The 25549-nt window shown below is 72.3% G+C and carries 21 protein-coding genes and 2 tRNA genes; 10 read left to right on the forward strand and 13 right to left on the reverse strand.

Annotated elements, in window-relative coordinates; all coding sequences use genetic code 11:
* Window positions 1-76: 76 nt before the first annotated feature.
* Window positions 77-153, reverse strand: a tRNA-Pro gene (locus ACFZP7_RS12395).
* 174 nt (window positions 154-327) lie between these two features.
* Here ACFZP7_RS12395 and ACFZP7_RS12400 point away from each other — a divergent pair.
* Window positions 328-401, forward strand: a tRNA-Gly gene (locus tag ACFZP7_RS12400).
* A 117-nt stretch (window positions 402-518) separates the two neighbouring features.
* Here ACFZP7_RS12400 and ACFZP7_RS12405 read toward each other — a convergent pair.
* Window positions 519-713, reverse strand: a complete 195-nt coding sequence (locus tag ACFZP7_RS12405) for a hypothetical protein (protein WP_029393243.1) — start codon at window positions 711-713, stop codon at window positions 519-521.
* A 666-nt stretch (window positions 714-1379) separates the two neighbouring features.
* On the opposite strand from ACFZP7_RS12405, the gene ACFZP7_RS12410 reads away from it, so the two are divergent.
* A complete protein-coding gene (locus ACFZP7_RS12410; RefSeq protein WP_385634414.1) occupies window positions 1380-2549 on the forward strand; it encodes an acyltransferase family protein in 1170 nt (389 codons plus the stop codon).
* Here ACFZP7_RS12410 and ACFZP7_RS12415 read toward each other — a convergent pair.
* Window positions 2546-3088 (reverse strand): HD domain-containing protein, encoded by a 543-nt coding sequence (locus ACFZP7_RS12415; protein WP_175461424.1) that lies wholly within the window; start codon window positions 3086-3088, stop codon window positions 2546-2548. The two genes, ACFZP7_RS12410 and ACFZP7_RS12415, sit on opposite strands and share 4 nt — an antisense overlap.
* A 13-nt stretch (window positions 3089-3101) precedes the next feature.
* Window positions 3102-4349 carry a PP2C family protein-serine/threonine phosphatase gene (locus ACFZP7_RS12420; protein ID WP_385634415.1) on the reverse strand — a complete coding sequence of 416 codons (1248 nt, stop codon included), beginning with the start codon at window positions 4347-4349 and terminating at the stop codon, window positions 3102-3104.
* A 162-nt stretch (window positions 4350-4511) separates the two neighbouring features.
* Between ACFZP7_RS12420 and ACFZP7_RS12425 the strand changes: the two genes are divergently transcribed.
* Window positions 4512-5762 carry a GNAT family N-acetyltransferase gene (locus tag ACFZP7_RS12425; RefSeq protein ID WP_385634416.1) on the forward strand — a complete coding sequence of 417 codons (1251 nt, stop codon included), beginning with the start codon at window positions 4512-4514 and terminating at the stop codon, window positions 5760-5762.
* A gap of 202 nt (window positions 5763-5964) precedes the next feature.
* On the opposite strand, the gene ACFZP7_RS12430 is transcribed toward ACFZP7_RS12425, so the two are convergent.
* Both ACFZP7_RS12430 and ACFZP7_RS12435 read right to left on the reverse strand, forming a co-directional pair.
* On the reverse strand, window positions 5965-6801 hold the full coding sequence (locus ACFZP7_RS12430; protein ID WP_199577500.1) for an Fpg/Nei family DNA glycosylase: 837 nt from the start codon (window positions 6799-6801) through the stop codon (window positions 5965-5967).
* 127 nt (window positions 6802-6928) lie between these two features.
* Window positions 6929-7414 carry a ribose-5-phosphate isomerase gene (locus ACFZP7_RS12435; protein WP_019325405.1) on the reverse strand — a complete coding sequence of 162 codons (486 nt, stop codon included), beginning with the start codon at window positions 7412-7414 and terminating at the stop codon, window positions 6929-6931.
* A gap of 206 nt (window positions 7415-7620) precedes the next feature.
* Here ACFZP7_RS12435 and ACFZP7_RS12440 point away from each other — a divergent pair, with 206 nt between their 5' ends.
* The gene (locus ACFZP7_RS12440; RefSeq protein WP_385634417.1) at window positions 7621-9063 is read left to right on the forward strand and encodes an amino acid permease; all 1443 of its coding nucleotides are present in this window, start codon (window positions 7621-7623) and stop codon (window positions 9061-9063) included.
* Between the two features lie 82 nt (window positions 9064-9145).
* Here ACFZP7_RS12440 and ACFZP7_RS12445 read toward each other — a convergent pair whose 3' ends face one another.
* Window positions 9146-9727, reverse strand: coding sequence for a biotin transporter BioY (locus ACFZP7_RS12445; RefSeq protein WP_109202963.1), 582 nt, complete (start codon window positions 9725-9727; stop codon window positions 9146-9148).
* A 331-nt stretch (window positions 9728-10058) separates the two neighbouring features.
* On the opposite strand from ACFZP7_RS12445, the gene ACFZP7_RS12450 reads away from it, so the two are divergent.
* Together ACFZP7_RS12450 and ACFZP7_RS12455 are read left to right on the forward strand one after the other, a co-directional pair.
* Window positions 10059-11441 (forward strand): amino acid permease, encoded by a 1383-nt coding sequence (locus tag ACFZP7_RS12450; RefSeq protein WP_385634418.1) that lies wholly within the window; start codon window positions 10059-10061, stop codon window positions 11439-11441.
* A 187-nt stretch (window positions 11442-11628) separates the two neighbouring features.
* Entirely contained in the window at window positions 11629-12270 is a 642-nt protein-coding gene (locus ACFZP7_RS12455; protein ID WP_019325409.1) for a superoxide dismutase, read from the forward strand.
* A gap of 128 nt (window positions 12271-12398) precedes the next feature.
* Here ACFZP7_RS12455 and ACFZP7_RS12460 read toward each other — a convergent pair whose 3' ends face one another.
* Window positions 12399-13184 carry an SAM-dependent methyltransferase gene (locus ACFZP7_RS12460; protein ID WP_046248171.1) on the reverse strand — a complete coding sequence of 262 codons (786 nt, stop codon included), beginning with the start codon at window positions 13182-13184 and terminating at the stop codon, window positions 12399-12401.
* Window positions 13185-13335: 151 nt separating this feature from the next.
* The gene (locus ACFZP7_RS12465; protein ID WP_019325411.1) at window positions 13336-13974 is read right to left on the reverse strand and encodes a DsbA family protein; all 639 of its coding nucleotides are present in this window, start codon (window positions 13972-13974) and stop codon (window positions 13336-13338) included.
* 145 nt (window positions 13975-14119) lie between these two features.
* On the opposite strand from ACFZP7_RS12465, the gene pepN reads away from it, so the two are divergent.
* Window positions 14120-16699, forward strand: a complete 2580-nt coding sequence (gene pepN, locus ACFZP7_RS12470; RefSeq protein ID WP_385634419.1) for an aminopeptidase N — start codon at window positions 14120-14122, stop codon at window positions 16697-16699.
* Between the two features lie 205 nt (window positions 16700-16904).
* Window positions 16905-17969 (forward strand): hypothetical protein, encoded by a 1065-nt coding sequence (locus ACFZP7_RS12475; RefSeq protein ID WP_385634420.1) that lies wholly within the window; start codon window positions 16905-16907, stop codon window positions 17967-17969.
* Window positions 17970-18038: 69 nt separating this feature from the next.
* Here ACFZP7_RS12475 and ACFZP7_RS12480 read toward each other — a convergent pair whose 3' ends face one another.
* A complete protein-coding gene (locus ACFZP7_RS12480) occupies window positions 18039-18539 on the reverse strand; it encodes an NUDIX hydrolase (protein WP_385638422.1) in 501 nt (166 codons plus the stop codon).
* Window positions 18540-18807: 268 nt separating this feature from the next.
* Between ACFZP7_RS12480 and ACFZP7_RS12485 the strand changes: the two genes are divergently transcribed.
* Entirely contained in the window at window positions 18808-22104 is a 3297-nt protein-coding gene (locus tag ACFZP7_RS12485) for a S8 family serine peptidase (RefSeq protein WP_385634421.1), read from the forward strand.
* A gap of 138 nt (window positions 22105-22242) precedes the next feature.
* Here the strand turns inward: ACFZP7_RS12485 and ACFZP7_RS12490 are convergent, their stop codons facing one another.
* Together ACFZP7_RS12490 and ACFZP7_RS12495 are read right to left on the reverse strand one after the other, a co-directional pair.
* Window positions 22243-23061: a hypothetical protein gene (locus tag ACFZP7_RS12490; RefSeq protein WP_385634422.1), complete on the reverse strand. Its 819-nt coding sequence runs from the start codon at window positions 23059-23061 to the stop codon at window positions 22243-22245.
* A 1-nt stretch (window position 23062) separates the two neighbouring features.
* The gene (locus tag ACFZP7_RS12495; protein WP_019325417.1) at window positions 23063-23599 is read right to left on the reverse strand and encodes an RNA polymerase sigma factor; all 537 of its coding nucleotides are present in this window, start codon (window positions 23597-23599) and stop codon (window positions 23063-23065) included.
* A 350-nt stretch (window positions 23600-23949) separates the two neighbouring features.
* Here ACFZP7_RS12495 and ACFZP7_RS12500 point away from each other — a divergent pair, with 350 nt between their 5' ends.
* Entirely contained in the window at window positions 23950-24966 is a 1017-nt protein-coding gene (locus ACFZP7_RS12500; protein WP_019325418.1) for an aspartate-semialdehyde dehydrogenase, read from the forward strand.
* On the opposite strand, the gene ACFZP7_RS12505 is transcribed toward ACFZP7_RS12500, so the two are convergent.
* Window positions 24967-25443, reverse strand: coding sequence for a DUF1203 domain-containing protein (locus ACFZP7_RS12505; RefSeq protein WP_385634423.1), 477 nt, complete (start codon window positions 25441-25443; stop codon window positions 24967-24969).
* Between the last annotated feature and the right edge of the window lie 106 nt (window positions 25444-25549).

Consider the following 25549-nt stretch of genomic DNA (forward strand, 5'->3'; position numbering starts at 1 on the left):
CACACGGGCGTGCAGCTTGCATAGTAACGGCAGCGACTACACCGCCCAAAAGGCGATCACCCGGTGACCGGGTCCGTGGTCGGGGTGGCGGGATTTGAACCCACGGCCTTCCGCTCCCAAAGCGGACGCGCTACCAAGCTGCGCCACACCCCGTCTGGTGCGAGACGTAGGGTACATGCCGCCAGGCATCGGGCACGCGCGGTTTCCCGGGTGCCCGCACACGCGCCCGCGGGGGTCCGGCGCGGACCGGAAGGGGTGTGCGGGAAAGGGGTGCGACCCGCTACGATGCCTGCAGTGCCGCGGTCACCGACCTGCGGCGCGCGCTGTGCGGGCGTAGCTCAATGGTAGAGCCCTAGTCTTCCAAACTAGCTACGCGGGTTCGATTCCCGTCGCCCGCTCCATACGGCTCAGGGCCAGGTCGGAGGATCATTCCTCCGCCTGGCCCTGATCGCTTTCCGGGGGCCCGTGCCCGTTGCCGGTGCGTTCACCTGCCCGGCCGGCCGGAGCCGGGGGTGCGGTCAGAACTGGATCGAGTTGATCGTGTCCGCTATGGAGTCCAGGAACCGCTGGATGTCGTCGGCCATGCCCGTCGAGGCGAGGAAGAAGCCGAAGAGGACCGCGACGATCGCCGGGCCCGCCTTGATGGAGCCTCCTCGCAGCAGCACCACCAGGATGATCGCCAACAGCAGCACCACTGACAGTGAAATGGCCACAACAGATCACACCCTCGGTCGGTCCGCTCTCCCGGCCCGGCGGTGCGCCCGCGCACACCCCCGCCAGGACCATCGTGCCACCAACCGGGCCCGGTCATGCGGCGGGTGACGCATCGTCGGCCGGTTCCGGGGGATCGCGAGGGGTCCGGCACGCGTCGTCCCACCCCGTGATCCCTCTCCGCACTGTTATTCGACAGTGCACCCTTGCGGGGAATTCCGGCGGCTTCGTTTCGATGCCCACACAACGCGTTCGCGGATATTTCGAATTGTCGCGGCACACACACCGACAGGCCCATCACAGGGAGATCACAGGATCACCCGGAGCCCTCCTCGGGATCATTGAAGCGGACATTCCAGGGAAGTCAGCCTCCGGCCTTATGCGCCGCTTAGTCATGACGTGTCACGACAAGTTGGGCACCCAGGACGCCCGTCCGGCCCACGGTGGCATTCCGTACTGTGGCGGAGGTCATGCCGTCGTCCGGGCCGGATCGGGTGAAATTCGGGGTACTCGCCAGGCACTCGGGATCCGAATGCGGGAATGACGTCGGAGGTTTTACGGAATCCCGCGGAGAACGCTAGGGTGCCTCAGATGTTCAACGCTGCCCCGTCCCCCACCAGAGCAGCGAGGTCCTGTGACGACTCGCCGAATTTCCGGCGGGGGGTTGCATGACGAGCTCGCTGCGACCGCACGGCGACCGGAAGACGACCCCGTCCCCACCCCCACCGCAGGCCCGGCCGGGCCGACAGCGCGACGCGTTCTTCGACAACGCCAAGTACCTGGCGATCGTGCTGGTCGGCGTCGGCCACGCCTGGGGCCAGATCCTGGACGGGAACCGGACCGTGGAGGCCCTGTACCGGGCCCTGTACACGTTCCACATGCCGGCGTTCATCATCATCTCCGGCTATTTCTCCCGCAGTTTCGACCTGAGCCCCAAGCGGGTCAAACGCCTGATCACCGGCGTCGCCGTCCCCTACCTCGTCTTCGAGGTCGGCTACGCGCTGCACCGCCGCTTCGCCGAGGACCCCTCCAACGAGATCAGCCTGCTGGACCCCACCTACCTCCTGTGGTTCCTGTGCGCGCTGTTCGTCTGGCGGCTGACCACCCCCCTGTGGCAGACGGTCCGTTGGCCGCTGCCCATCGCCCTGGCGATCGCGGCGCTGGCCTCCGTGACGCCGAGCATCGGCAACGACCTGAACATGCAGCGGGTGCTGCAGTTCCTGCCGTGCTTCGTGCTGGGCCTGTTGCTGCGCCCCGAGCACTTCCGGCTGGTGCGGCGCCGCTCGGCGCGGATCGCGTCCGTGCCGGTGGTCGCGGTGGCGGTGGCCGTTGCCTGGTGGTCGGTGCCCCGCATGGAGACCGGCTGGTTCTACCGGAACGCCGCCGTCCAGGCCACGGGAGCCCCGTGGTGGTCCGGGCCGGTGGTGACGCTCGCGCTCTTCGGGTGCTCGCTGGTGCTGACCGCGTGCTTCTTCGCCTGGGTGCCGGGCCGGCGCATGTGGTTCACCGCGCTCGGGGCGGGCACGATCTACGGCTACCTGCTGCACGGCTTCGTGGTGAAGCAGGGGACCTTCTCGGGCTGGTTCCACGGCGCCGCCTGGGACACCCCGCTCGGCGAAGTGGCGATCACCGTGCTGGGCGCCGCCCTGATCACCGTGCTGTGCACCAAGCTGTTCCAGCGGGTCCTGAAGTACGTGGTGGAGCCGAGGATGGACTGGGCGTTCCGGCGGGACCCGGGTGAGGCCGCCCGGGGCCGCGAGCACCGGGAGCAGCCGGCGGGCGGCGGGGCGGGCGCGACGCGCACACCCGTCGAGGCCGCCGAGAAGGTCTCCGCCTAGTCCGTCCGGTCCGTGCGGCCGGTCCCGGCGGTCCGGCCGGTTCGGGCGTCGCCGTCGGCCCGACCGAGGAGTGCGCGCATCCGTGCGTACTTCTCGGTCAGTCGGGTGCGGGTGGGTCCGTCGAGGACCGCGAGCCGCGCCGGATCGGCGTTGTGCGCCAGGTCCGCCTCCTTGACCAGCGGCGCACCGGGAGTGGCGAGGATGCGCGCGGCGTACGCCTCCGGGGGCTCCCCGGGCCGTTTGGTCAGGGCCAGGACGATGTCCTTGGTGCGGCGGCTCAGCGCGGCCTCGCGCAGCCAGTCCTCGGACAGCGCGTCGTCCTCCACGGCGTCGTGCAGCCAGGCCGCCGCGATCTGCTCGTCGTCCCCGCCGCGCCGCCGCACGCCCTCGGCGACGGCCCGCAGGTGCTCGGCGTAGGGCCGGCCCGCCTTGTCGGTCTGCCCGGCGTGGGCGGCGCGGGCGACGGCCTCCACCTCCGTCAGGGAGAGCCGGGCGGAGGGGGTGGGCGGCGTCGACGGCGAAGGTGTGGTGGGAGACACGGGATTCAGTGTGTCACCGCGTCGTCGTGGAGGTGCCGGTCGCCGTGGTCCGGGCCGTGTCGGCCCGAGCCGTGTCGGTCCGGGCCGCCGCGACCTGGGCCGTCGGGCCCTCGCGGCAGATCAGCAGCAGGGCCCGGTCGTCGTTGACGTCCTTGGCCACCGCCTCGATCAGGTGCCAGGCGGCTCCGTGGAAGCCGCCCGCGACATAGCGGTCGGCCTCGCCGGTCAGCCGGTCGATGCCCTCGGCGATGTCGCGGTCGGAGGTCTCCACCAGGCCGTCGGTGAACAGCATCAGCACGTCCCCGGGGCGCAGCGATCCCTTCACCGGGTCGAACTGCGCCCCGTCGTACACGCCGAGCAGCGGGCCCTCGGCCGACTTCTCCTCCCAGCGGCCGGTGCCGGCGCTGAGCTGGAGGCCCGGCGGATGTCCCGCGGAGTACAGCTCGTAGTCCCCGGAGTCGAGGTCGAGGACGAGGTGGATGGAGGTGGCGAAGCCCTCGTCCCAGTCCTGGCGGAGCAGATAGCCGTTGGCGGCCGGCAGGAAGGCGTGCGGCGGCAGGCTGCCCAGCAGTCCGCCGAAGGCGCCGGAGAGCAGCAGGGCGCGCGAGCCCGCGTCCATGCCCTTGCCGGAGACGTCGGTGAGGACCACTTCCAGCGTCCGCCCGCCGTTGGTGCGGGCCGCGACCACGAAGTCGCCCGAGAAGGACTGGCCGCCGGCCGGGCGCAGCGCCATCTCGCGGTGCCAGCCCTGCGGCAGCCCCGGCAGCTTGCTCTGCACCCGGATGCGTTCGCGCAGGTCGAAGAGCATGGTGCCGCCGCGCCGCCAGGGCACGCCGACCCGGCTGCGGAACTGCGCGACCAGCAGCCCGAAGAATCCGCAGGCCGCGACGACCAGGACCACGCCGGGGGTGACCCGGGAGGGGCCCTCGGTGTACGGGCCCAGTTGCACGGACTCCACGATCAGTGCCGTGGCCGCCGCCGCGTACAGGCCGAGCAGGCTCGCCGGGCGCAGCAGCAGGCCGCCCGCGACGATCGGCAGGACCAGGGCGGCGGGCGCGCACCACACGCTGTTCATCATCGTGGTGGCCGCGATCACGGGGATCGTCAGCAGGAGTCCGGCCAGTGCGATCCAGTCGGAGCCGTCGCCGCGGAAGTAGTCGACGGCGGATCTGCGCATGCCGACGCGGGCCCGGTGCCACTGCTTCTTCCACCGGGCCGTGAAGGTCTCGGCCTCCGCGCGCCGCTGTCGTCCTGCTGCCATTAGTTCGGGACCCTATCCATCGGACCGGGCCCTTGGCACGGGAGGCCCTGCTTGTCCCCCGTCCGAGGCCCGACTTCACAGTGAACTTCACGAACGGCCCGCGCGCCGCAACCTGGCGGAAATTGCCTCGCCCGTCCTCGGCGTCCCTGATACGCATGGCTCATGAGCGATGACAGCGGCACCCGGGGAACCGAGTTGCGGACCCTGCGCCGGAGCGAGTGGGACACGTGGTACGCGACGCTGGTCCGTGCCTTCGGCGGGGTTCCGGAGTCGGCCGAGGAACTGGAGCTGTACCGCTCCCTGACCGAGCCCGACCGCTCGCTCGGGGTCTGGGAGGGCGGTGAGTGCGTCGGTACGGCGGGGTCGTTCAGTTTCCTGACGACGGTGCCCGGCGGTGCCCGGGTGCCCGCGGCGGGCGTCACGATGGTCGGCGTGGCCGCCACGCACCGGCGCCGGGGCGTGCTGACGTCGCTGATGCGGCGCCAACTGGACGAGGTCCGCGCGCTGGGCGAGCCGCTGGCCGTGCTGACGGCCTCCGAGCCGGCGATCTACGGCCGGTTCGGCTACGGCGCCGCGACCTTCCAGGTCAACGCGGAGATCGACACGGCCCGGGTGCGTCTGTCGGTGCCGGACGGCACGGACGACGTGCGGCTGCGGTATGCCGCGCCCGGTGAGGTGCTCGACGAGTGCGAGGCGGTCTACGCGCGGCTGGTGCCCGGCCGGCCGGGCATGCTGGCCCGCCGGCCCGGCTGGGAACGGCTCGGGTTGCTGGACCCGGAGAGCGAGCGGGAGGGGGCCTCGCCGCTGCAGTGCGTGCTCGCCCGCCGGGACGGCGAGGTCACGGGGTACGCGCGGTTCCGGGTGCGGCCGGCCTGGGGGAACGAGGGGCCCGACGGCACGGTGGTGCTCAAGGACCTGGCCGGGCTGGACCCGGTGACCGAGGCGGCGCTGTGGCGCTTCCTCTTCGATGTCGACCTGACGTCGACGCTGGCGGTGCGGGGGCGGCCGGTGGACGAGGGGTGGCAGAACCAGGTGTCGGACCTGCGGCGGTGCCGGCCCGTGCTGCGGGACGCGCTGTACGTGCGGCCGGTGGACGTGGGGGCGGCGCTCTCGGCGCGGACCTACCAGGCGCCGGTGGACGTCGTGTTCGAGGTCGAGGACGCCTTCTGCCCCTGGAACGCGGGGCGTTGGCGGCTGAGCGGGGACCCGAAGGGCGCGTCCTGCGAGCGTACGTCCGACGCGGCCGACCTGGCGCTGTCGGTACGGGAGTTGGGGGCGGCGTACCTCGGGGGCGTGAGCCTCACGTCGCTGGGCGCGGCCGGGCGGGTGCGGCAGCTGCGGCCGGGGGCGCTGGCGGAGGCGTCGGTGGCGTTCGGGTCGGACGTCGCGCCGTGGTTGCCGCACGGCTTCTGACGGGCCCGCGTCGCCGGCGCGTCGCCTAGGTCCTGTCGTCGCACTCACGTCGTCCGCCCGGAGGGCGGGCCTCGCGGCGTCAGGTGCGTGCTCTCGGCGCGCGGGGCCCTGATCCTCGTACTGGATGTACTCGGGTCAGGGCCCCGTGCGGCGAGAGTGCGTGCATGGCGTCGCGAGGCAGACGGGAGTGTGACGACAGGGCCTAGGCCCGGCCTCGCTGGCAGGTCGGGCACCAGAAGAGGTTGCGGGCGGCCAGGTCGGCGGTGCGGACCGGGTCGCCGCAGAGGTGGCAGGGCAGGCCCGCGCGGCGGTAGACGTAGACCTCGCCGCCGTGGTCGTCGACGCGGGGCGGGCGGCCCATCGCCTCGGGGGTGTGCTCGGGGCGGACCGTGTCGATGCGGTTGTTGCGCACGCCCTCGCGCATGAGGACGGTGAGGTCGTCCCAGATCGCGTCCCACTCGGCGGGGGTGAGGGACCTGCCGGGGCGGTACGGGTCGATGCCGTGGCGGAAGAGGACCTCGGCGCGGTAGACGTTGCCGACGCCGGCGATGACCTTCTGGTCCATCAGCAGGGCGGCGACGGTGGTGCGGCTGCGGGAGACGCGGCGGTAGGCCGCCCGCGGGTCGGCGTCCGGGCGCAGCGGATCGGGGCCGAGACGGTCGTGTATCGCCTGCTTCTCCGGGTCCGTGATCAGGGCGCAGGTGGTGGGGCCGCGGAGGTCGACGTACGCGGTGTCGTTCGCCAGGCGGAGGCGGACGGTGTCCGTGGGGGGCGGGGCCGGGACGGCCCCGAAGGTGACCTTGCCGAAGAGGCCGAGGTGGATGTGGACCCAGTGGGCGGGGTCGGGGGCGTCGGTGGGGCCGAAGCCGAGGAAGAGGTGCTTGCCGTGGGCCTCGGTGCGGACCAGGGGCGTGCCGGTGAGGAGGGCGGCGGCGTCGGAGAACTTGCCCTGCGGGCTGGTGACCCGCGGTGCCGTGCCGTCGACGAAGGCACCGGCGTAGTCCAGGGCCAGCCGGTGGATGGTGTGCCCCTCTGGCACGGGGGTCGTCCTTTCGTTCCTCGGCCCACCCGTCCGACCCGGTCGGTCGACGGGCTCGCCGCGGCTGCCTGGCCCGTCCTCTCCCCCGGTGCGCGGGCAGCGGGGGAGAGAGGCGCCGGCCGTGCGGTTACTGCTGCGGGTGGTGGGCGGGGACGGGCGGGAGGTCGCCCGTCGTCTCGTAGGACGAGAGCATGTCGATGCGGCGGACGTGGCGTTCGTCGCCGGAGAACGGGGTGGCGAGGAAGATCTCGACGAACTTCGTCGCCTCCTCCTGCGTGTGCATGCGGGCGCCGACCGCCACGACGTTGGCGTCGTTGTGCTGGCGGCCCAGGGCCGCCGTCTCCTCGCTCCAGGCCAGCGCCGCGCGCACGCCCTTCACCTTGTTCGCCGCGATCTGCTCGCCGTTGCCGGAGCCGCCGATCACGATGCCGAGGGCGCCCTGGTCCGCGGCCGTCCGCTCGGCGGCGCGCAGGCAGAAGGGCGGGTAGTCGTCCTGGGCGTCGTAGATGTGCGGGCCGCAGTCGACGGGCTCGTGTCCCGCCGCCTTGAGCCACTCGACGAGGTGGTTCTTGAGTTCGTAGCCCGCATGGTCCGAGCCGAGATACACGCGCATGGGTCGAGTGTGACACGGGGGCCGCTGGGCATCAGCGTCGGGTGCAGGGTGTGAAAACAGTGAGTGAAACTATGGAACCTCAGGAAAGGCTCAAGTAACAATCCGAAATCAAAGGTTCCCGAATTCGTTCACCTCCGTTTCACTGGTCCGGCTCGTACACCGCTCGTACGAGGAACTGCTCAACCGGCGCAAAGGAAAACACCCCCATGACTTCGCAGCCGACTCTGACCAAGGCCGAGGACGGCCCCGGGAAGCCCGGAGAACCCGGGTCCGGGCTCCAGGCCGGGCTCAAGAACCGCCATCTGTCGATGATCGCGATCGGTGGTGTGATCGGGGCCGGGCTCTTCGTCGGCTCCAGTTCCGGTATCGCCACCGCGGGCCCCGGAATCCTGCTGTCGTACGCCCTCGTCGGCACGCTCGTGGTGCTGGTGATGCGGATGCTCGGCGAGATGTCCGCCGCCAATCCGACCTCGGGTTCCTTCTCGGCCCACGCCGACCGGGCGCTCGGCCCCTGGGCCGGGTTCTCCATCGGCTGGCTGTACTGGTTCTTCTGGGTCGTCGTCCTGGCCGTGGAGGCGACGGCCGGGGCCAAGATCCTGGAGGGCTGGATACCCGCCGTGCCCCAGTGGGGCTGGGCGCTGATCGTGATGGTGGTGCTGACCGCCACCAACCTGGCCTCGGTCGGCTCCTACGGTGAGTTCGAGTTCTGGTTCGCGGGGATCAAGGTCGTCGCGATCGCCGCCTTCATCGTCGTCGGCGGGCTGGCCGTCTTCGGGCTGCTGCCGGGCGTCGACAGCGAGCAGGCGGGCCTGGCCAATCTGACGGAGCACGGCGGTTTCCTGCCGAACGGGGCGGGGGCGATCCTCACCGGTGTGCTGCTCGTCGTCTTCTCCTTCATGGGCAGCGAGATCCCCACCCTGGCCGCCGGCGAGTCCGAGGACCCGCAGCGTGCCGTCACCAAGGCGACCAACAGCATCATCTGGCGCATCGCCGTCTTCTACCTGGGCTCCATCTTCGTCGTGGTCGCGCTGCTGCCCTGGGACTCGCAGTCGATCGTCGACCAGGGCTCGTACGTCGCCGCGCTGGACTCGCTCGGGATCGCCAACGCCGGCCAGATCATGAACTTCATCGTGCTGACGTCCGTGCTGTCCTGCCTGAACTCGGGGCTCTACACGGCCTCCCGCATGGCCTTCTCGCTCGGTGAGCGCGGCGACGCCCCCAAGGCGTTCGCCCGGACCACCTCGCGGGGCGTGCCGCGGACGGCGATCCTCGTGTCGGTGGTCTTCGGCTTCGTCGCCGTGTTCTTCAACTACGAGTTCCCGGACTCCGTCTTCCTCTTCCTCGTCAACTCCTCCGGCGCCGTGGCCCTCTTCGTCTGGCTGGTGATCTGCTTCTCGCAGCTGCGGATGCGCAGGATCATCCAGGCCGAGGCGCCGGAGAGGCTGGTGGTGCGGATGTGGCTGTTCCCGTACCTGACCTGGGCCGCCGCCGCCGTGATCGTCTTCGTGCTCGGCTACATGCTGACCGACACGGAGCACAACGGGCGCACGACCGTGCTGCTGTCGCTGCTCGTCGCGGCCCTGGTGCTCGTCGTCGCCGTCGTCAAGCAGCGGATCGCCGCGCGCAAGGCCCTCGCCGGGACGGACTGACCCCGGCCGACGCAAGGAGAAGGGGCCGGCCCGGTCGCGAAGGCGATCGGGCCGGCCCCTTCCGGTGTTCCGGCGGCTGTGCCTACTTCTTGTCGACCAGCTTCCAGGCGGTGGGCAGCACGCCCATCGCGAGCGCCGCCTTCAGCGCGTCACCGATCAGGAACGGCGTCAGACCGGCCGCGATCGCGGCGGTGAGGGACATGTCGGCGGCGAGGGCCAGGTACGGGACGCCGACCGCGTAGATGATCGCCTCGCCGAGCAGCATGGTGCCGGCCGTGCGCAGCGCCGAGCGGTCGGCGCCGCGGCGGGCCAGGGCGCCCACGACGGTGGCGGCGAGCAGCATGCCAAAGACATAGCCGAGGGACGGGGCGCCGACGCCGGAGCCGCCCTCCGCGAACCACGGCACGCCCGCCATGCCGACCAGGGCGTACAGCGCGAGCGAGAGCAGGCCGCGCCCGGCGCCGAGGGAGGTGCCGACGAGCAGGGCCGCGAAGGTCTGGCCGGTGACCGGGACCGGGGAGCCGGGGACGGGCACCGCGATCTGGGCCGCGACGCCGGTGAGCACGGCGCCGCCGGCGACCAGCGCGACATCCCGGACCCGGGAGGAGGGGATGAGGTCGGCGAGGACCTGGCCGGAGCGGGTGGGAAGGGCAGCGGTGCTCATGGGGACTCCGCGGGTGGTGTGGACATGTCGGGACAGCGCGACGCTATCCCAGCGTGCCGGACCCGATCACCAGCAGCGGTCGACAAAGGGTCGATCGGCGCCATGGTGGGCTCCCGACAAAGAAGCGGCATACACGTGGTTGGGGGTGATATCGGTCACCGCGACGGGGAGGTGAGCGTCACCCGGAAACGGAATCCTGCATTCGGATGGTCACGTTCCGTATCGGCGGCGTCCGTATCGTGGGCAACCGGTGTCGCCGACGGGCGCCACCCCGGAGACTGTGGGCGTTTTTGCCCTGCCCCCGCCCCCCACGCATTGGACGAGCCGCCCCATGTCCAACAGCACCACCACCAAGGCGCCGCCCGAGTCGCACGACGCCTCCCTCTCGCACGGCCTCAAGCAGCGCCACCTGTCGATGATCGCCCTCGGCGGGGTGATCGGCGCCGGGCTCTTCGTCGGCTCCGGAGCCGGCATCGCCGCCGCCGGGCCCTCGATCGTGGTCGCCTACACCCTCTCCGGCCTCCTCGTGATGCTGGTGATGCGGATGCTGGGCGAGATGTCGGCCGCGTACCCCTCCTCGGGCTCCTTCTCCGCGCACGCCGAGCGGGCCATCGGCCCCTGGGCCGGCTTCACCGCGGGCTGGGCCTTCTGGGTGCTGCTGTGCACGGCCGTCGGGCTGGAGGGCATCGGCGCCGCGCAGATCGTCCACGGCTGGCTGCCGGGCACGCCCGAGTGGGCGTGGGTCGCGCTGTTCATGGTGGTCTTCTGCGGGACGAACCTGGCCGCCGTGAAGAACTTCGGCGAGTTCGAGTTCTGGTTCGCCGCCCTCAAGGTCGGCGCGATCACCCTGTTCCTGGTGCTGGGCGTGCTGGCGATCGCCGGCGTCCTGCCGGGCACCGACTCCCCCGGCACCTCCCACCTGAGCGACTTCCTGCCCAACGGCGGCAACGGCCTGATCATCGGCCTGCTCGCCTCCGTCTTCGCCTACGGCGGCCTGGAGACGGTGACCATCGCGGCGGCCGAGTCGGAGAACCCGGTCAAGGGCGTGGCGAGCGCCGTGCGGACGGCGATGTGGCGGATCGCGCTGTTCTACATCGGCTCGATGGCCGTCATCGTCACCCTGGTCCCCTGGGACTCCCCCGAGGTCGTCGAGAAGGGCCCGTACGTCGCGGCCCTCGACGAGCTGGGCATCCCCGGCGCCGGTCAGCTGATGAACGTCGTCGTGCTGGTCGCGCTGCTGAGCGCGATGAACGCCAACATCTACGGCTCCTCCCGCATCGCCTACTCGCTGGTCGAGCGCGGCCAGGGCCCGAGGGCGCTGGGCCGGGTGTCGGGCGGGGTGCCGCGGGTCGCGGTGCTGGTCTCCTCCCTCTTCGGCTTCGGCTGCGTACTGCTCAGCTACTGGCGGCCGGACGATGTCTTCGCCTGGCTGCTGAACATGATCGGCGCGGTCATCCTGGTCGTCTGGATCTTCATCGCCGTCTCCCAGCTGCGGCTGCGGCGCCGGCTGGAGCGGGAGGCCCCCGAGAAGCTGGTGGTGCGCATGTGGGCGTACCCGTGGCTGACCTGGGTGGCGCTGGCGGGCATGGCCGCGGTCTTCGTCCTGATGGCCCGCGAGCCGGACACCCGGGTGCAGCTCTACTCGACCGGTGCGATGACGCTGGTCCTGGCGGCCGCCGGTTACACCTGGCAGCGGCGGCGGGCGCGCGGCTAGCCGCGGCGGACTCCGCGAGGGCCCCCGCACGGACGACGTTCCGTGCGGGGGCCCTCTCGCGTCCGCGCCGGGTCCTTTCGCGCCGGCGCGGCACGCCCGTCCGTCCCCTCGGACACGTCTCCCCGGCCTCTTGCTGCTAGCGTGCACTTGCAAGCCTTTTGCAATAAGAGGTCGGAGGGGATCCGCCATGCCCGTCTACACACTTCCTGAACTGCCGTACGACTACTCCGCGCTGGCGCCCGTGATCAGCCCCGAGATCATCGAGCTGCACCACGACAAGCACCACGCGGCCTATGTGAAGGGCGCCAACGACACCCTGGAGCAGCTCGCCGAGGCGCGGGACAAGGAGGCGTGGGGCGCGATCAACGGCCTGGAGAAGAACCTGGCCTTCCACCTCTCCGGGCACATCCTGCACTCGATCTACTGGCACAACATGACCGGTGACGGCGGCGGCGAGCCGCTGGCCGCCGACGGTGTGGGCGACCTCGCCGACGCGATCGCCGAGTCGTTCGGCTCCTTCGCCGGCTTCAAGGCGCAGCTCACCAAGGCCGCCGCGACCACCCAGGGCTCCGGCTGGGGCGTGCTGGCGTACGAACCGCTCAGCGGGCGGCTGATCGTCGAGCAGGTCTACGACCACCAGGGCAACGTCGGCCAGGGCGCCACCCCGATCCTGGTCTTCGACGCCTGGGAGCACGCCTTCTACCTGCAGTACAAGAACCAGAAGGTCGACTTCATCGACGCGATGTGGGCCGTCGTGAACTGGCAGGACGTGGCGAAGCGCTACGAGGCCGCGAAGTCCCGCACGAACACCCTGCTCCTGGCGCCATGACCGGCTGAGCCCCCGGATCGTCCTGCCTCGTGATCGTCTTCTCACCCTTCACGGCGGCAGGCGGAATGAGGGAAGCCCCCGCGAGGACGTGACTCGCGGGGGCTTTCCGTACGGTCCCGAACGGCGCCTCAGGGCTTGCGGGCGAGGCCGCCGTGCTGGCCGACGGGGCGCGGGGCGGTGCCGTCCGGGGAGGGGTCCGGACGCCACAGCGGGACGGAGACCACGCCCGGGTCGACCAGCTCCAGGCCGTCGAAGTACGCCTCGATCTCGGCCACCGGGCGCAGGAAGTAGGGGACGGCGCCGGTCTCGTTGTAGCCGTCCTGGGCGGCCTCGTAGTCCGGGTCGGTGCCGCGCGAGCCGTCGTTGACGCACAGGTAGCTGCCGGAGGGCAGGCCGGCCATCAGACGGCGGACCAGGTCACGGGCCCGGTCGTGGCCCTCGACGTGGCCGAGGATGCCGCTGAGGATCAGGGCCGTGGGACGGGACGGGTCGAGGGTGCGGGCGGCGGCCTCCAGGATGCGCTCCGGCTCGAAGAGGCTCATGTCCTCGTAGGCGGTGACGCCCTCGGGCGTGGAGGTGAGCAGCGCGCGGGCGTGGGCGAGGACCAGCGGGTCGTTGTCCACGTAGACGATCCGGGACTCGGGGGCGTGGCGCTGGGCGACCTCGTGGGTGTTGTCGACGGTCGGCAGCCCGGTGCCGACGTCCAGGAACTGGCGCACCCCTGCCTCCAGCACCAGGTACCGGATGGCGCGGCCGAGGAAGGCACGGCTGCTGCGGGCGATGGTGACGATGCCGGGGAAGACCGCGGTGTAGGCGTCGCCGGCCGCCTCGTCCACGGGGTAGTTGTCCTTGCCGCCCAGCCAGTAGTTCCAGATCCGGGCCGAGTGCGGCACCGAGGTGTCGATCTCCGTCATGGGGTGGGACTCGCCTCCAGGGTCGGTGTCCGCCCCATGGTGCTACGTCCGGGCGGGCCCGCGCGCCACAACTGCCGCGACGGCGGGCTCCTTTCCGGGTCCGACCGGTTCGGAACCCGCCGTCGCCGCGGGCCGGCGGGCGGGGCGGAGGCTACAGGTTGCTGAAGTCCGGGCCCTTGGTGCGGGTGCGCTTGATCTCGTAGAAGCCGGGGACGGAGGCGACCGCGAGGGTGCCGTCCCAGAGCTTGGCGGCGTCCTCGCCCTTGGGGGCGGGGGTGACGACCGGGCCGAAGAAGGCGAGCTGCTCGCCGTCGGCGCCGGGGACGGCGATGACCGGGGTGCCGACCTCCTGGCCGACCTTGTCGATGCCCTCCTTGTGGGAGGCGCGCAGCTGGGGCTCGTAGGGGGTGTCGTCCCAGTGGTCCATGAGGGACTCGGGCAGGCCGACGTCCTTCAGGGCGGCGGCCACCGTCTCCTTCTCCGGGCCCTCGCCCTGGTTGTGGAAGCGGGTGCCGAGCGCGGTGTAGAGGTCGCCGAGCACCTCGGCGCCGTGCTCCTCCTGGGCGGCGATGACGACGCGGACCGGGCCCCACGCCTTGGTCTCGAGCATCTCCCGGTACTCCTCGGGCAGCTCGTCGATCTTGTCCTCGTTGAGGACGGCGAGGCTCATCACGTGCCAGCGGACCTCGATGTCGCGGACCTTCTCCACCTCCAGGACCCAGCGGGAGGTCATCCAGGCCCAGGGGCACAGCGGGTCGAACCAGAAGTCGACGGGAGTCTTCTGCGACATGTCTCTCCTCGGGAGGCAACAGGGCCGGGCTTCTCTCCTCGCAACCGGCCGGACGGCGTGGCCATTCCCGGCTGCCGCCCGTCAGGGGCACATGGCAGGATCGGTGCTGTCCGCATGCTGAACACCACCCGAGGGAGTGCCGCCCGTGCCCGGTGAGAATCTGTCCCGCGACGAGGCCCGGGAGCGGGCCGCCCTGCTGTCCGTCGACGGGTACGAGGTGTCCCTCGACGTGCGCTCGGCCATCGGCGAGGCTCGGGGCGAGGGTCCGCGCACCTTCCGCTCCGTGACCACCATCCGCTTCCGCTGCAACGAGCCCGGCGCGAGCAGCTTCGCCGACCTGATCGCGCCGAGCGTGACCGCCGTCTCCCTCAACGGCCGCGACCTCGACCCGAGCGAGGTCTTCGACGGCTCCCGGATCGTCCTGGAGGACCTGGCCGCCGACAACGAGCTGGTGGTGGACGCCCAGTGCGCCTACTCCCGCACCGGCGAGGGCCTGCACCGCTTCGTCGACCCGGAGGACGGCGAGGTGTACCTGTACACCCAGTACGAGCCGGCCGACTCCCGCCGGGTCTTCGCCAACTTCGAGCAGCCGAATCTGAAGGCGCCCTTCCGCTTCGAGGTGCGCGCGCCGGAGGAGTGGACGGTGTGGTCCAACGGCGCCGGTGAGCGCGTCGACGGGGTGTGGCGGTTCGCGGAGACGAAGCCGATCTCGACGTACATCACCTGCGTGGTCGCGGGGCCGTACCACTACGTGACCGACTCCTACGAGCGCGTCCTCGAGGACGGGACGCGTCTGGAGATCCCGCTCGGCGCCATGTGCCGCAAGGGTCTGGCGCCGCACTTCGACGCCGACGACGTCTTCCTGATCACCAAGCAGGGCCTGGACTTCTTCCACGACCGCTTCGACTTCCCCTACCCCTTCGGCAAGTACGACCAGGCGTTCGTGCCCGAGTACAACCTCGGCGCGATGGAGAACCCGGGGATGGTGACCTTCCGCGAGGAGTACATCTTCCGCGGGAAGGTGACGCGGGCGTCGTACGAGGGCCGCGCCAACACCGTCCTGCACGAGATGGCGCACATGTGGTTCGGCGACCTGGTCACCATGGAGTGGTGGGACGACCTGTGGCTGAAGGAGTCCTTCGCCGACTTCATGGGCGCCTTCGCCAACGTCGGCGCGACCCGCTTCAAGGACGCCTGGATCACCTTCGCCAACCGCCGCAAGGCCTGGGCGTACCGGGCCGACCAGCTCCCCTCCACCCACCCGATCACGGCCGACATCCACGACCTCCAGGACGCCAAGCTCAACTTCGACGGCATCACCTACGCCAAGGGCGCCTCGGTGCTCAAGCAGCTGGTGGCGTACGTCGGCCAGGACGCCTTCCTGGAGGGCTCGCGGCGCTACTTCAAGCGGCACGCGTACGGCAACACCCGCCTCGGCGACCTGCTGTCGGTGCTGGAGGAGACCAGCGGCCGGGACATGGCCTCCTGGGCCCGCTCCTGGCTGCAGACGGCCGGCGTCAACTCGCTGACCCCGCAGGTGCTGCTGAGCGCGTCGGGCGCGGTCGACGAACTGGCGGTCGTGCAGGAGGCGGCCGAGTCGCACCCCGAGCTGCGCCCGCACCGGGTGGCGGTGGGCCTGTACCGGCGTACGGCCGAGGGCGCGCTGGAGCGGTACGCGCGCGCCGAGGTGGACGTCGACGGCCCGCGCACGGTGGTCGCGGAGCTGGCCGGCGCCGAGGCGCCCGAGCTGGTCCTGGTCAACGACGACGACCTGACCTACTGCAAGACCCGTTTCGACGCGACCTCGCTGGCGACGCTGCGCGAGCACCTGGGCGCGCTGACCGACCCGCTGGCCCGGGCCCTGTGCTGGTCGGCGCTGTGGAACATGACCCGGGACGCGCTGCTGCCGGCCCGGGACTTCATCGCGCTGGTGCTGCGGTTCGCGGGGCGCGAGTCGGACATCGGGGTGCTGCAGATGCTGCACGCCTGGGCCGGCTCGGCGCTGGTGCACTACGTCGCCCCGGACCGGCGGGAGGCCGCCGGCCGGCTGCTCGGCGAGGGCGCGCTGCGGGAGCTGCGGGAGGCGGAGCCGGGCGGCGAGCAGCAGCTGGCGTGGGCGCGGTTCTTCGCGTCGGTGGCCTCCGGGGAGGGCGAACTGCGGCTGCTGCGCGGGCTGCTGGAGGGCACGGAGAAGATCGACGGCCTGGAGGTGGACCAGGAGCTGCGCTGGGCCTTCCTGGAGCCGCTCGCCGCGCACGGCGAGGCCGACGAGGGCGTGCTCGCCGCCGAGCTGGCCCGCGACGACACCGCCTCCGGCAAGCGCCACCAGGTGCGCTGCCTGGCCGCCCGCCCGTCGGCGGCGGTGAAGGCGCAGGCGTGGGCGCAGGTCGTGGAGTCCGACGCGCTGTCCAACGCGCTGGTGGAGGCGACCATCGCGGGCTTCGCGCAGCCGTCGCAGCGGGAGCTGGTCGCGCCGTACGCCGAGAAGTACTTCGCGGCGATCGAGCGGGTGTGGGAGGAGCGGTCGATCCAGATCGGGATGGACGTGGTGCGGGGCCTGTTCCCGTCCCTGCGGGACTCCCGGGAGACGCTGGAGGCGACGGACGCGTGGCTGTCCGCCCACGAGGACGCGGCGCCGGCGCTTCGGCGGCTCGTGCTGGAGGCGCGGGACGACCTGGCGCGGGCGCTGCGGGGGCAGGCGTGCGACGAGGCGGCGGGCCGCTGAGACACCGTGAGCCTTGGCCATTGATTGGGCGTTCCGTCATCGTTACGGAATTCAGTCAATAGCAGCCGTAACCCCTGGCCGCACCCTCGCGGACCAGGGGTTTTCGGCATCCGAACACCCGTCCTTTAGTGCGGCCTTGTCCTGATTCGTCGATGGACTCGTAACAGCGGTTAAGGGGCGGATCGGGCGAGGGAAGTTGCCGGTCATGACGCACAACACCCCGCTCTCCCCCCGCCCCCTGCACCAGCTGACCGAGGGCCGGCACCGGCTGATGACCACCGCCCAGCTGCGGGCGCACGGTGTCTCGGCCGCCGAGACGAACGAGCGCTGCGGGCCCGGCGGCCCCTGGCAGCAGCTGCTCCCCACCGTCGTCCTGCTCCACCCCGGCCCGCCGACCAGCGAGGAGCGCCTGCACGCGGTGCTGCTCTACGCGGGCCGGGAGCGGGCGGGCGGACCGGCGCCCGGCGGTGCCGCGTCCGTACCGGTCCAGCCGAGCGGGGACGCGGCGGCGCCGGGGCCCTTCGCGGAGGCCCTGGTCACCGGTCTGGCCGCGCTCACGCTGCACGGCTTCTCCTCCGCTCCCCCGCTGCCGTCCCTGGAGGTCATCGACGTCCTGGTGCCCAGACTGCGCCGGTTGCGCACCACGGGCTGCGCGCGCATCGTCCGCACGACCGCGCTGCCCACCCCCGAACTGGTCACCGGCGTCCCGGTGGCGCCGGTGGCGCGGGCCCTGGCGGACGCGGTGGCGGAACTGACGGACGCGGGAGTGGTGCGCCGGCTGCTGACGGAGGCGGTGCGCGGCGGGCACTGCGAACCGGCGGCGGTGGTGCGGGAGCTGAACCGGGCGCGGCTGCTGAGCCGCCCGCACGTGGTGGACGCCGTGGACTCACTGGTCGCCGAGGGGCGGGCGCTGGCCGAGCAGCGCCTGTACCGGACGGTGCGCGAGCACGGTCTGCCGGAGCCGCTGTGGAACGTCGACCTGCGCCTGCCCGGCGGCCCCCACCTCGGCGGCGTGGACGCCTTCTGGCCCGAGCACGCGGTGGCGCTGGAGCTGGACACCCGCACGCACCGGCAGCAGGAGGACGAGACCGTGTGGGCGGAGCACGCCCGCAAGCGCGAGCACCTGGAGCGGCTGGGCGTCACGGTCGTGCATCTGACGCCCCGCAAGCTGCGGGAGTGCCCGGAGCATCAGGCCGCGGTGGTGCGTACGGCGTTGATGGCGGCCGGAGACAGGGAACCCGCCGCGTACATCGTGGTGCTGCCCCGGTAGCGACGGACCGGGGCGATCACGAGGAGGGGAGAGGAGGGGCCGCCGGGCACGACCGCCTGCGGCCCCTCCTCATGTCCGCGCACCCGTCGTCGCCGGCCCGTCTCGGCCCTCGTCCCGGCCGGGGTCCCCGGCCCGCCCCGTCGTCGGCCTCTCGCGCCACAACCGCAGGCCGGCGTCGACCAGCGGCACCCGGGTCAGCCCCGGCACGGCGTCCAGCTCCTGCCAGGCCGCCAGGTCGGTGGAGCCGCCGACCTCGTGGCGCAGTTCGCCGCCGGTGACCCGAACCTCGTAGAGCAGCCGAACGCCGTGGTGGTCCACGGTCCGCCGCAGCAGGCGCCGCGGACCGACCCGGCTCGGGCGGACCAGGCGGTGGGAGTCGACGCCGAGCAGGGCGACGGGCTCGACGCGGTAGCCGGTCTCCTCCTCGACCTCGCGGACGACGGTGTCGTGGGGGTCCTCGCCGTGTTCCGTGCCGCCGCCCGGCAGCACCCACTCGGGGACACCGCCGGGACCGGGTGACCGGGCGAGCAGCACCTGGCCGTCGCGGACGCACACGGCGTAGGCCGCCACCCTGAGTTTTCGGAGCACTCCGGGACGTTAACCCGCCGGGGGCCCACCGGGGCGGGACTCATGGGAATGTCACCGGCCGTCCCTTGTGTCCCCGGTGGCGTATGGCGGAAGTACGCCATGACTCCATCCCGTCACGGACAACTCTCCCCAAACAGTGAGCCCTTGGGTAAGGCTGAGCGGTCGTCCGGGATCGGATTCCGGACCCCGGCGACCAGGACCGATCGGACCCGGTCGTGCCTTCACGTTCCTTTACCTACAAGGGATGCCGATGACCCACACCCCCCAGCGCGAACCGATACCGGGCGCGAGACGCGCGGCCCGCCTCGCCGTGGCCACCGGTCTCGTCGCGGCGCTCTGCGCCGCCGGGCCGATACCCGTGGCCTTCGCCGCCGACGGCCCGCAGGTCGCGCCGCCCGCCGACGCCTCCGTCAAGTCCGCGCACGACAAGCTCGGTTCGGACGACGCGGACCTGCTCGCCGAGGCGAAGGCCGACGGCACGAAGAACGTCACGATGATGGTCGCCACCGCCCCCGGCAGGACCGAGCAGGTGGCGAAGGAGCTGGACGCGGTGGACGGCGGCAGCGTCGGCCGGACCTACGACGAACTGGGTTACGTCCGCGCCACCGTGCCCACCGGCAAGGCGGACGCGGCCATCGCCTCCGCCGCCAAGCTCTCCTCGGTGCACGGCATCGACCTGCGCGACGAGATCCCGCTGGACGACCCGACGCCGAGCGCCGACCGGGCGAAGGGCGCCGCCCACCACCAGGGCCGGACCTACCCGGCGCCGGACCGCCGCACCCCCGCCGAGAACCCGTACAACCCGTCCTTCGAGACGGGCGCCGTCGACTTCGTGAAGAAGAACCCGAAGGCGGACGGCCGCGGCGTCACCATCGGCATCCTCGACTCCGGCGTCGACCTCGCCCACCCGGCGCTGCAGAAGACCACCACCGGCGAGCGCAAGATCGTCGACTGGGTCACCGCGACCGACCCGGTCGTCGACGGCGACCGCACCTGGCGCCCGATGCTCACCTCCGTCTCCGGCCCCACCTTCACCTACGGCGGGAAGACCTGGACGGCCCCGGCGGGCTCCTACCAGGTGAGCACCTTCCTGGAGTCGTACACCACCGGCGGCGACGCGGCCGGCGACGCCAACCGGGACGGCGACACCACCGACTCCTGGGGCGTCCTGTACGACAAGGCGGCCGGCACGGTCCGCGTCGACCTGAACAACAACAACGACTTCGCCGACGACACCCCGATGAAGCCCTACAAGGACGGCTTCCAGATCGGGTACTTCGGCACCGACGACCCGAAGACGGACGTGGCCGAGCGCCAGCCGTTCGTCGTCGAGATCCGCAAGGACGTCGTCTACAACGGGGCCGGCGCCAAGGCCGACTTCGTCAACATCGGCGTCATCGAGGGCTCGCACGGCTCGCACGTGGCCGGACTGGCCGCCGCCAACGGACTGTTCGGCGGCCGGATGGACGGCGCGGCCCCCGGCGCGAAGATCGTCTCCTCCCGGGCCTGCACCTGGAGCGGCGGCTGCACCAACGTCGCGCTCACCGAGGGCATGATCGACCTGGTCGTCAACCGCGGCGTCGACATCGTCAACATGTCGATCGGCGGCCTCCCGGCGCTCAACGACGGCAACAACGCCCGCGCCGAGCTGTACACGCGGCTCATCGACACCTACGGCGTCCAGCTCGTCATCTCGGCGGGCAACTCCGGCCCCGGCGCCAACACCATCGGCGACCCGTCGCTGGCGGACAAGGTGATCTCGGTCGGCGCCTCCATCTCCCGCGAGACCTGGGCCTCCAACTACGGCTCCGCGGTGGAGAAGAAGTACGCGATGATGCCGTTCTCCTCGCGCGGCCCGCGTGAGGACGGCGGCTTCACGCCGACGCTGACCGCGCCCGGCGCGGCCGTCAACACCATCCAGACCTGGATGCCGGGCGCCCCGGTCCCCGAGGCGGGCTACGACCTGCCCGCCGGCTACGGCATGCTCCAGGGCACCTCGATGGCCTCCCCGCAGGCCGCCGGCGCCTCGGCGCTGCTGCTGTCGGCCGCGAAGCAGGCCGGCGTCGACCTGACCCCGGCGAAGCTGCGGACGGCGCTGACCTCGACCGCCGACCACATCAAGGGCGTGCAGGCGTACGAGGAGGGGGCGGGCCTGATCAACGTCCCCGACGCCTGGCGGTCGATCCGCAAGGGCGCGACGGCCCACGAGTACACGGTCAAGGCGCCGGTCGACACCGCGATCGACCAGTTCCTGAAGACCCCCGGCTTCGGCACCGGCCTCTACGACCGTGAGGGCGGCCTGAAGGCGGGCGAGCGCAAGACGTACGAGATCACGCTCACCCGTACCACCGGCGCCGACCGGGCGATCCGGCACGAGCTGCACTTCGAGAACAACGCGGGCGGCACCTTCCGCATCGTCGGCTCCGACGAGGTGATGCTGCCGCTGAACCGGCCGGTGACCGTCAAGGTGCAGGCCAAGCCGGGCTCCGAGGGCCTCAAGAGCGCGGTCCTGGAGGTCGACGACCCGCGCACCGAGGGCACCGACAAGCTGGTCCTCACCACGGTCGTGGCCTCGGCCCCGCTGGAGTACGACTTCTCCGCGAAGGACTCCGTGCAGCGCAACAGCACCGAGTCGTACTTCGTGACCGTCCCCGAGGGCGCCAAGACGCTCGAGGTGGCGATGAGCGGCCTGAAGGACGGCAGCCAGACCCGGTTCATCGCCATCCACCCGTACGGCGTCCCGGTCGACAACACCTCCACGCCGTACTGCTACAACAACTACCTCGACGGCAACGGCTGCCGGCCCGACGTGCGCGCGTACGCCGACCCGCAGCCCGGCGTCTGGGAGATCGAGGTCGAGTCGCGGCGCACCTCGCCGCTGCTGGACAACCCGTACCGGCTGGACGTCACCGTCCTGGGCGCCACCTTCGAACCGGAGGTCGTGACCGTGCCCGAGGCCAAGGTCGGCACCCCCGCCGAAGCCTCCTGGAAGGTGACCAACCAGTACGGCCCGATCGACGGCAAGCTGGTCGGCGGCCCGCTCGGCTCGGCCGAGACGTCCCGCCCCACGATCGCGCAGGGTGAGACCACCACGTCCACGGTCGAGGTGCCCGAGGGCGCCGAGTCGCTGGAGGTGGCCATCGGCGGCGTCTCCGACGCGGCCTCCGACCTGGACCTGACCGTCTACGACCAGGACGGCGACGTGGTCGGCCAGTCCGCCGACGGCGACTCGGAGGAGTCGGTCTCCGTCCCGAAGCCGGCCGCCGGCACCTACACCGTCGAGGTCGTGGGTTACGCGGTGCCGTCGGGCAGCACGGAGTACGACTACCGGGACGTGTACTTCGCGTCCTCCCTCGGCTCGGTCGGCGTGGACGGCTCGGCGCCGGTGAAGCTCGGCACGGGCGCGACTGCGACGGTCTCCGGGAGTGTCACGGCGCTGGCCGCCGCGCCCGAGGGCCGTGCGTTCTTCGGCCAGGTCCGGCTGGTGAACGCCCACGGCACGACCGCGGGTCTCGGCAGCGTGCGGATCGGCACGGTCGTGCCGTAGTCCGGTGCGGCAGGTGGGAGGGGCGGGCGTCCTGGGGCGCCCGCCCCTTTCCCTTTCCCGTCGCCCGCACCGCCCGCGCCCCCGTCGCCCGCGCCGCCCGCCGTCCGCGCCGTCTGCCGCCCGCCGTGCGCGCCCGGGTCACTCGCAGGTGAGCGTGCGGGACTCGGGCAGGGCGGCGGTCACCCGGGCGCGGGCGGTGGCGATGTCCCGGTCACCGGTGATCACCGTGTCCGCGACGGGTTCCTGCCGCGGCACGCCGACCATCACCCGGTCGCCGGGGCCGAGCCGGGCGGTGGCGTCGTCCAGGAGGAAGGTCACCGGTGCGGTGTCCGGCGGCGCCGCGCCCCCGGTCTCCGCACCGGCGTCCGCCTCCGGCTCCGGCTCGTACGCGTGGGTCACCCGGAGGGTGATCCGGTGCCGTGCGGTCCCCGGGACGGGTTCGGCGCCGGTCACCGTGCCCTCGGCGACCAGCCGGGCGCAGGCGAGGTAGCGGGGGGTGCCGAAGACGAGACCGGCCTCCCGGTCCACGGCCCCGGGGGCGGCGGCGTCGTGCTCGGCCCCGGACGCCGCCTTGCCGCTCGCCGCGTCGTCCCCGGTGCCGCCGGCGCCCTGCGCCACGAGCCACCCCAGCCCCATGACCACGGTGCCGGCGCAGGCCGTCGCGAGGACGCCCAGGGCGAGGCGGAAGGTACGGCGCCGGGGGCGGGGCGCGGGCGTCCGCCGTGCCACCGCGGCGTCCCGGGGCTCGGGGACCGGTTCGCTCAGGACGCGCCCGAGGACGTCCAGCTGCGCCCGCAGCAGCGCCACGTCGGCGACCGCCGCCCGGTGCTCGTCCCGGGCGTCCGCGCCCGCGCCGGGCGGCAGCGGCTCACCCGTGATCGCGGCCAGCAGCGCGTCCTGCCCGGCGGGGTCCCGCCCCGCCCGGTCCCCTTCCGCGGGGTTCCGCTCGGCGGCCATCTCACACCACCTCGTCCTCGTGCAGGCGGGCCCGCAGCGCCCGTACCGCCGTGTGCAGCCTGCTCTTGACCGTGCCCTCGGGGATGCCCAGCTCCTCGGCGATGCCGCGCACGGGGAGATCGGCGTAGAAGCGCAGGACGACCACCTGGCGCTGGATGTCGGGCAGTTCGTCCAGGCCCTGGGCGACGGCGAGGGAGAGCAGGCTCGTCTCCTCGCCGGAGGGCTGGTCGGTCTGGCGCAGGGCGGCCAGGCGCTCGCCCAGCCGGGCCTGCCGGTGCCGGGCCCGGTGCCAGTCCATGGCCAGGTTGGAGGCGACGACCGCCGCCCACGCCGACACGTCGCGCGGCGCCTCCCTGCCGCTCGCGGTCCGCTCCAGCAGCCGCAGGCGGACCTGCTGCACCCCGTCCGGCAGGTCCGCCTGCGGAACACCGCCGAGCGCGAGCACCGCCCGCACCCGGCGTTCCTGGGCCGCGTCCAGGGGATCGTCGAGCACGGCGTCCCCCTGGCCGCGGCGGGTCGTTCTGCGCAGCACGGCCACCCCTCCCCTCGCTGCGTTTCCCCTAGGACGCCGCAAGGGCCCGAAACGTTCGCCGGACGGCACCCGATCCGGTGCGAGGCATACGTCACATCGTCGTGTGGGGCGGGAAGGGATGGGCAGGGGCGGAACAGCACAGCTTGCGGCGCGGCGGCCCGTCGGCGGAATTCCTGCAGCTCAGCCGGGGTTTTCGCGTAAGGACGGCGCCCGCGGCCCGAGCTGCCCCGTCCCACTGTGCGGGCACACCGCGCAAAGAATTGGACAGGTCGGCCGGGCCGCGCCGCATGATGGAAAGGTCTCGGCCGAGCAAAGCGCGCGTGAAGACACGCGCACACACGCCAGAAGGAGTCACCGTGAGGGTCGGAATCGTCGGAGCCACCGGTCAGGTCGGCACGGTCATGCGCAGGATCCTCACGGAGCGGAACTTCCCGGTCACCGAACTGAGGCTGTTCGCGTCGGCCCGCAGCGCCGGCAAGGAGCTGGACGGCGTGACGGTGGAGGACGCGGCCACCGCCGACTACTCCGGCCTGGACATCGTGCTGTTCTCCGCGGGCGGCGCCACCTCCAAGGCGCTGGCCGAGAAGGTCGCCGCGCAGGGCCCGGTCGTGATCGACAACTCCTCCGCCTGGCGCCGCGACCCCGAGGTCCCGCTGGTGGTCTCCGAGGTGAACCCGCACGCCATCGCCGACCGTCCCAAGGGCATCATCGCCAACCCGAACTGCACGACGATGGCCGCGATGCCGGTGCTGCGCCCGCTGCACGCCGAGGCGGGGCTCGAGGCCCTGGTCGTCGCCACGTACCAGGCGGTGTCCGGTTCCGGGCTGGCCGGTGTGGACGAGCTGTTCGAGCAGGTGAAGAAGGTCGGCGACGACGCCCCGAAGCTCACCCACGACGGCTCGGCGGCCGAGTTCCCGAAGCCGGAGAAGTACGTGGCGCCGATCGCGTACAACGTGCTGCCGCTGGCCGGCTCCATCGTCGACGACGGCCTGCACGAGACGGACGAGGAGCAGAAGCTCCGCCACGAGTCCCGCAAGATCCTGGAGATCCCGGAGCTGAAGGTCTCCGGCACCTGTGTGCGCGTGCCCGTCTTCAGCGGCCACTCCCTCCAGGTCAACGCCCGCTTCGCCCGCCCGATCAGCGTCGAGCGCGCCAAGGAGCTGCTCGCCGGCGCCCCCGGCGTCGCGCTCACCGAGGTGCCGACCCCGCTGGAGGCAGCCGGTCAGGACCCGTCGTACGTGGGCCGCATCCGCCGGGACGAGACCGTGGACAACGGCCTCGCCCTGTTCGTCTCCAACGACAACCTGCGCAAGGGCGCGGCCCTGAACGCGGTGCAGATCGCGGAGCTGGTGGCGGCGGAGCTGAAGGGCTAGTCAGGGCCTGGGCACCTCGTAGAGGAAGCAGCCGTACTCGACGGCCCGGACGTGGACGAGCGCCACGGCCGGGTCGTCGAACGCTTCCCGGAGGGCGTAGGCGAAGGCCCCGGGATCGCCGATCAGCCGCCCGCCCAGGATGCGCCCGTCGGCGGAGTAGCGGCGCAGGGTGCGGTGCGAGTCGGTGAAGGGGAGGCCGTCCGTCTCCGGTCCCGCGCACTCCTCGGCGTGGACGAAGACCGGCCCCTGCTCGTCGTAGGGGCCCGGGTCGGCGCCCGTGGCCGCCGCCCAGCGGCGCAGCGGGGCGTAGGAGACGAGCGTGATCAGCTCTCCCGGGCGGCTGTGGCGCAGACAGCAGCGCAGGGGTGCGCCGCCCTCGTCGTCGGTCGTGGGCACGGGGGCGCGGCCCGCGTCGTCGGCGGCGCGCAGCTCCTCGAGGGTGGCCGGTGGGATGGCGTGTGCGGTGTAGCCGTTCATGGAGCCAGGCTCGCGCGCGGGCGCGCCGCGCACCGGCGGGAAATGGACATCGCGTTCGGTCCCGGCCACATGGAAGGATGGCGCAACCCACACATAACGAGGAGAT

It is taken from the genome of Streptomyces sp. SudanB5_2050 (assembly GCF_964272335.1).
Lineage (GTDB): Bacteria > Actinomycetota > Actinomycetes > Streptomycetales > Streptomycetaceae > Streptomyces > Streptomyces rochei.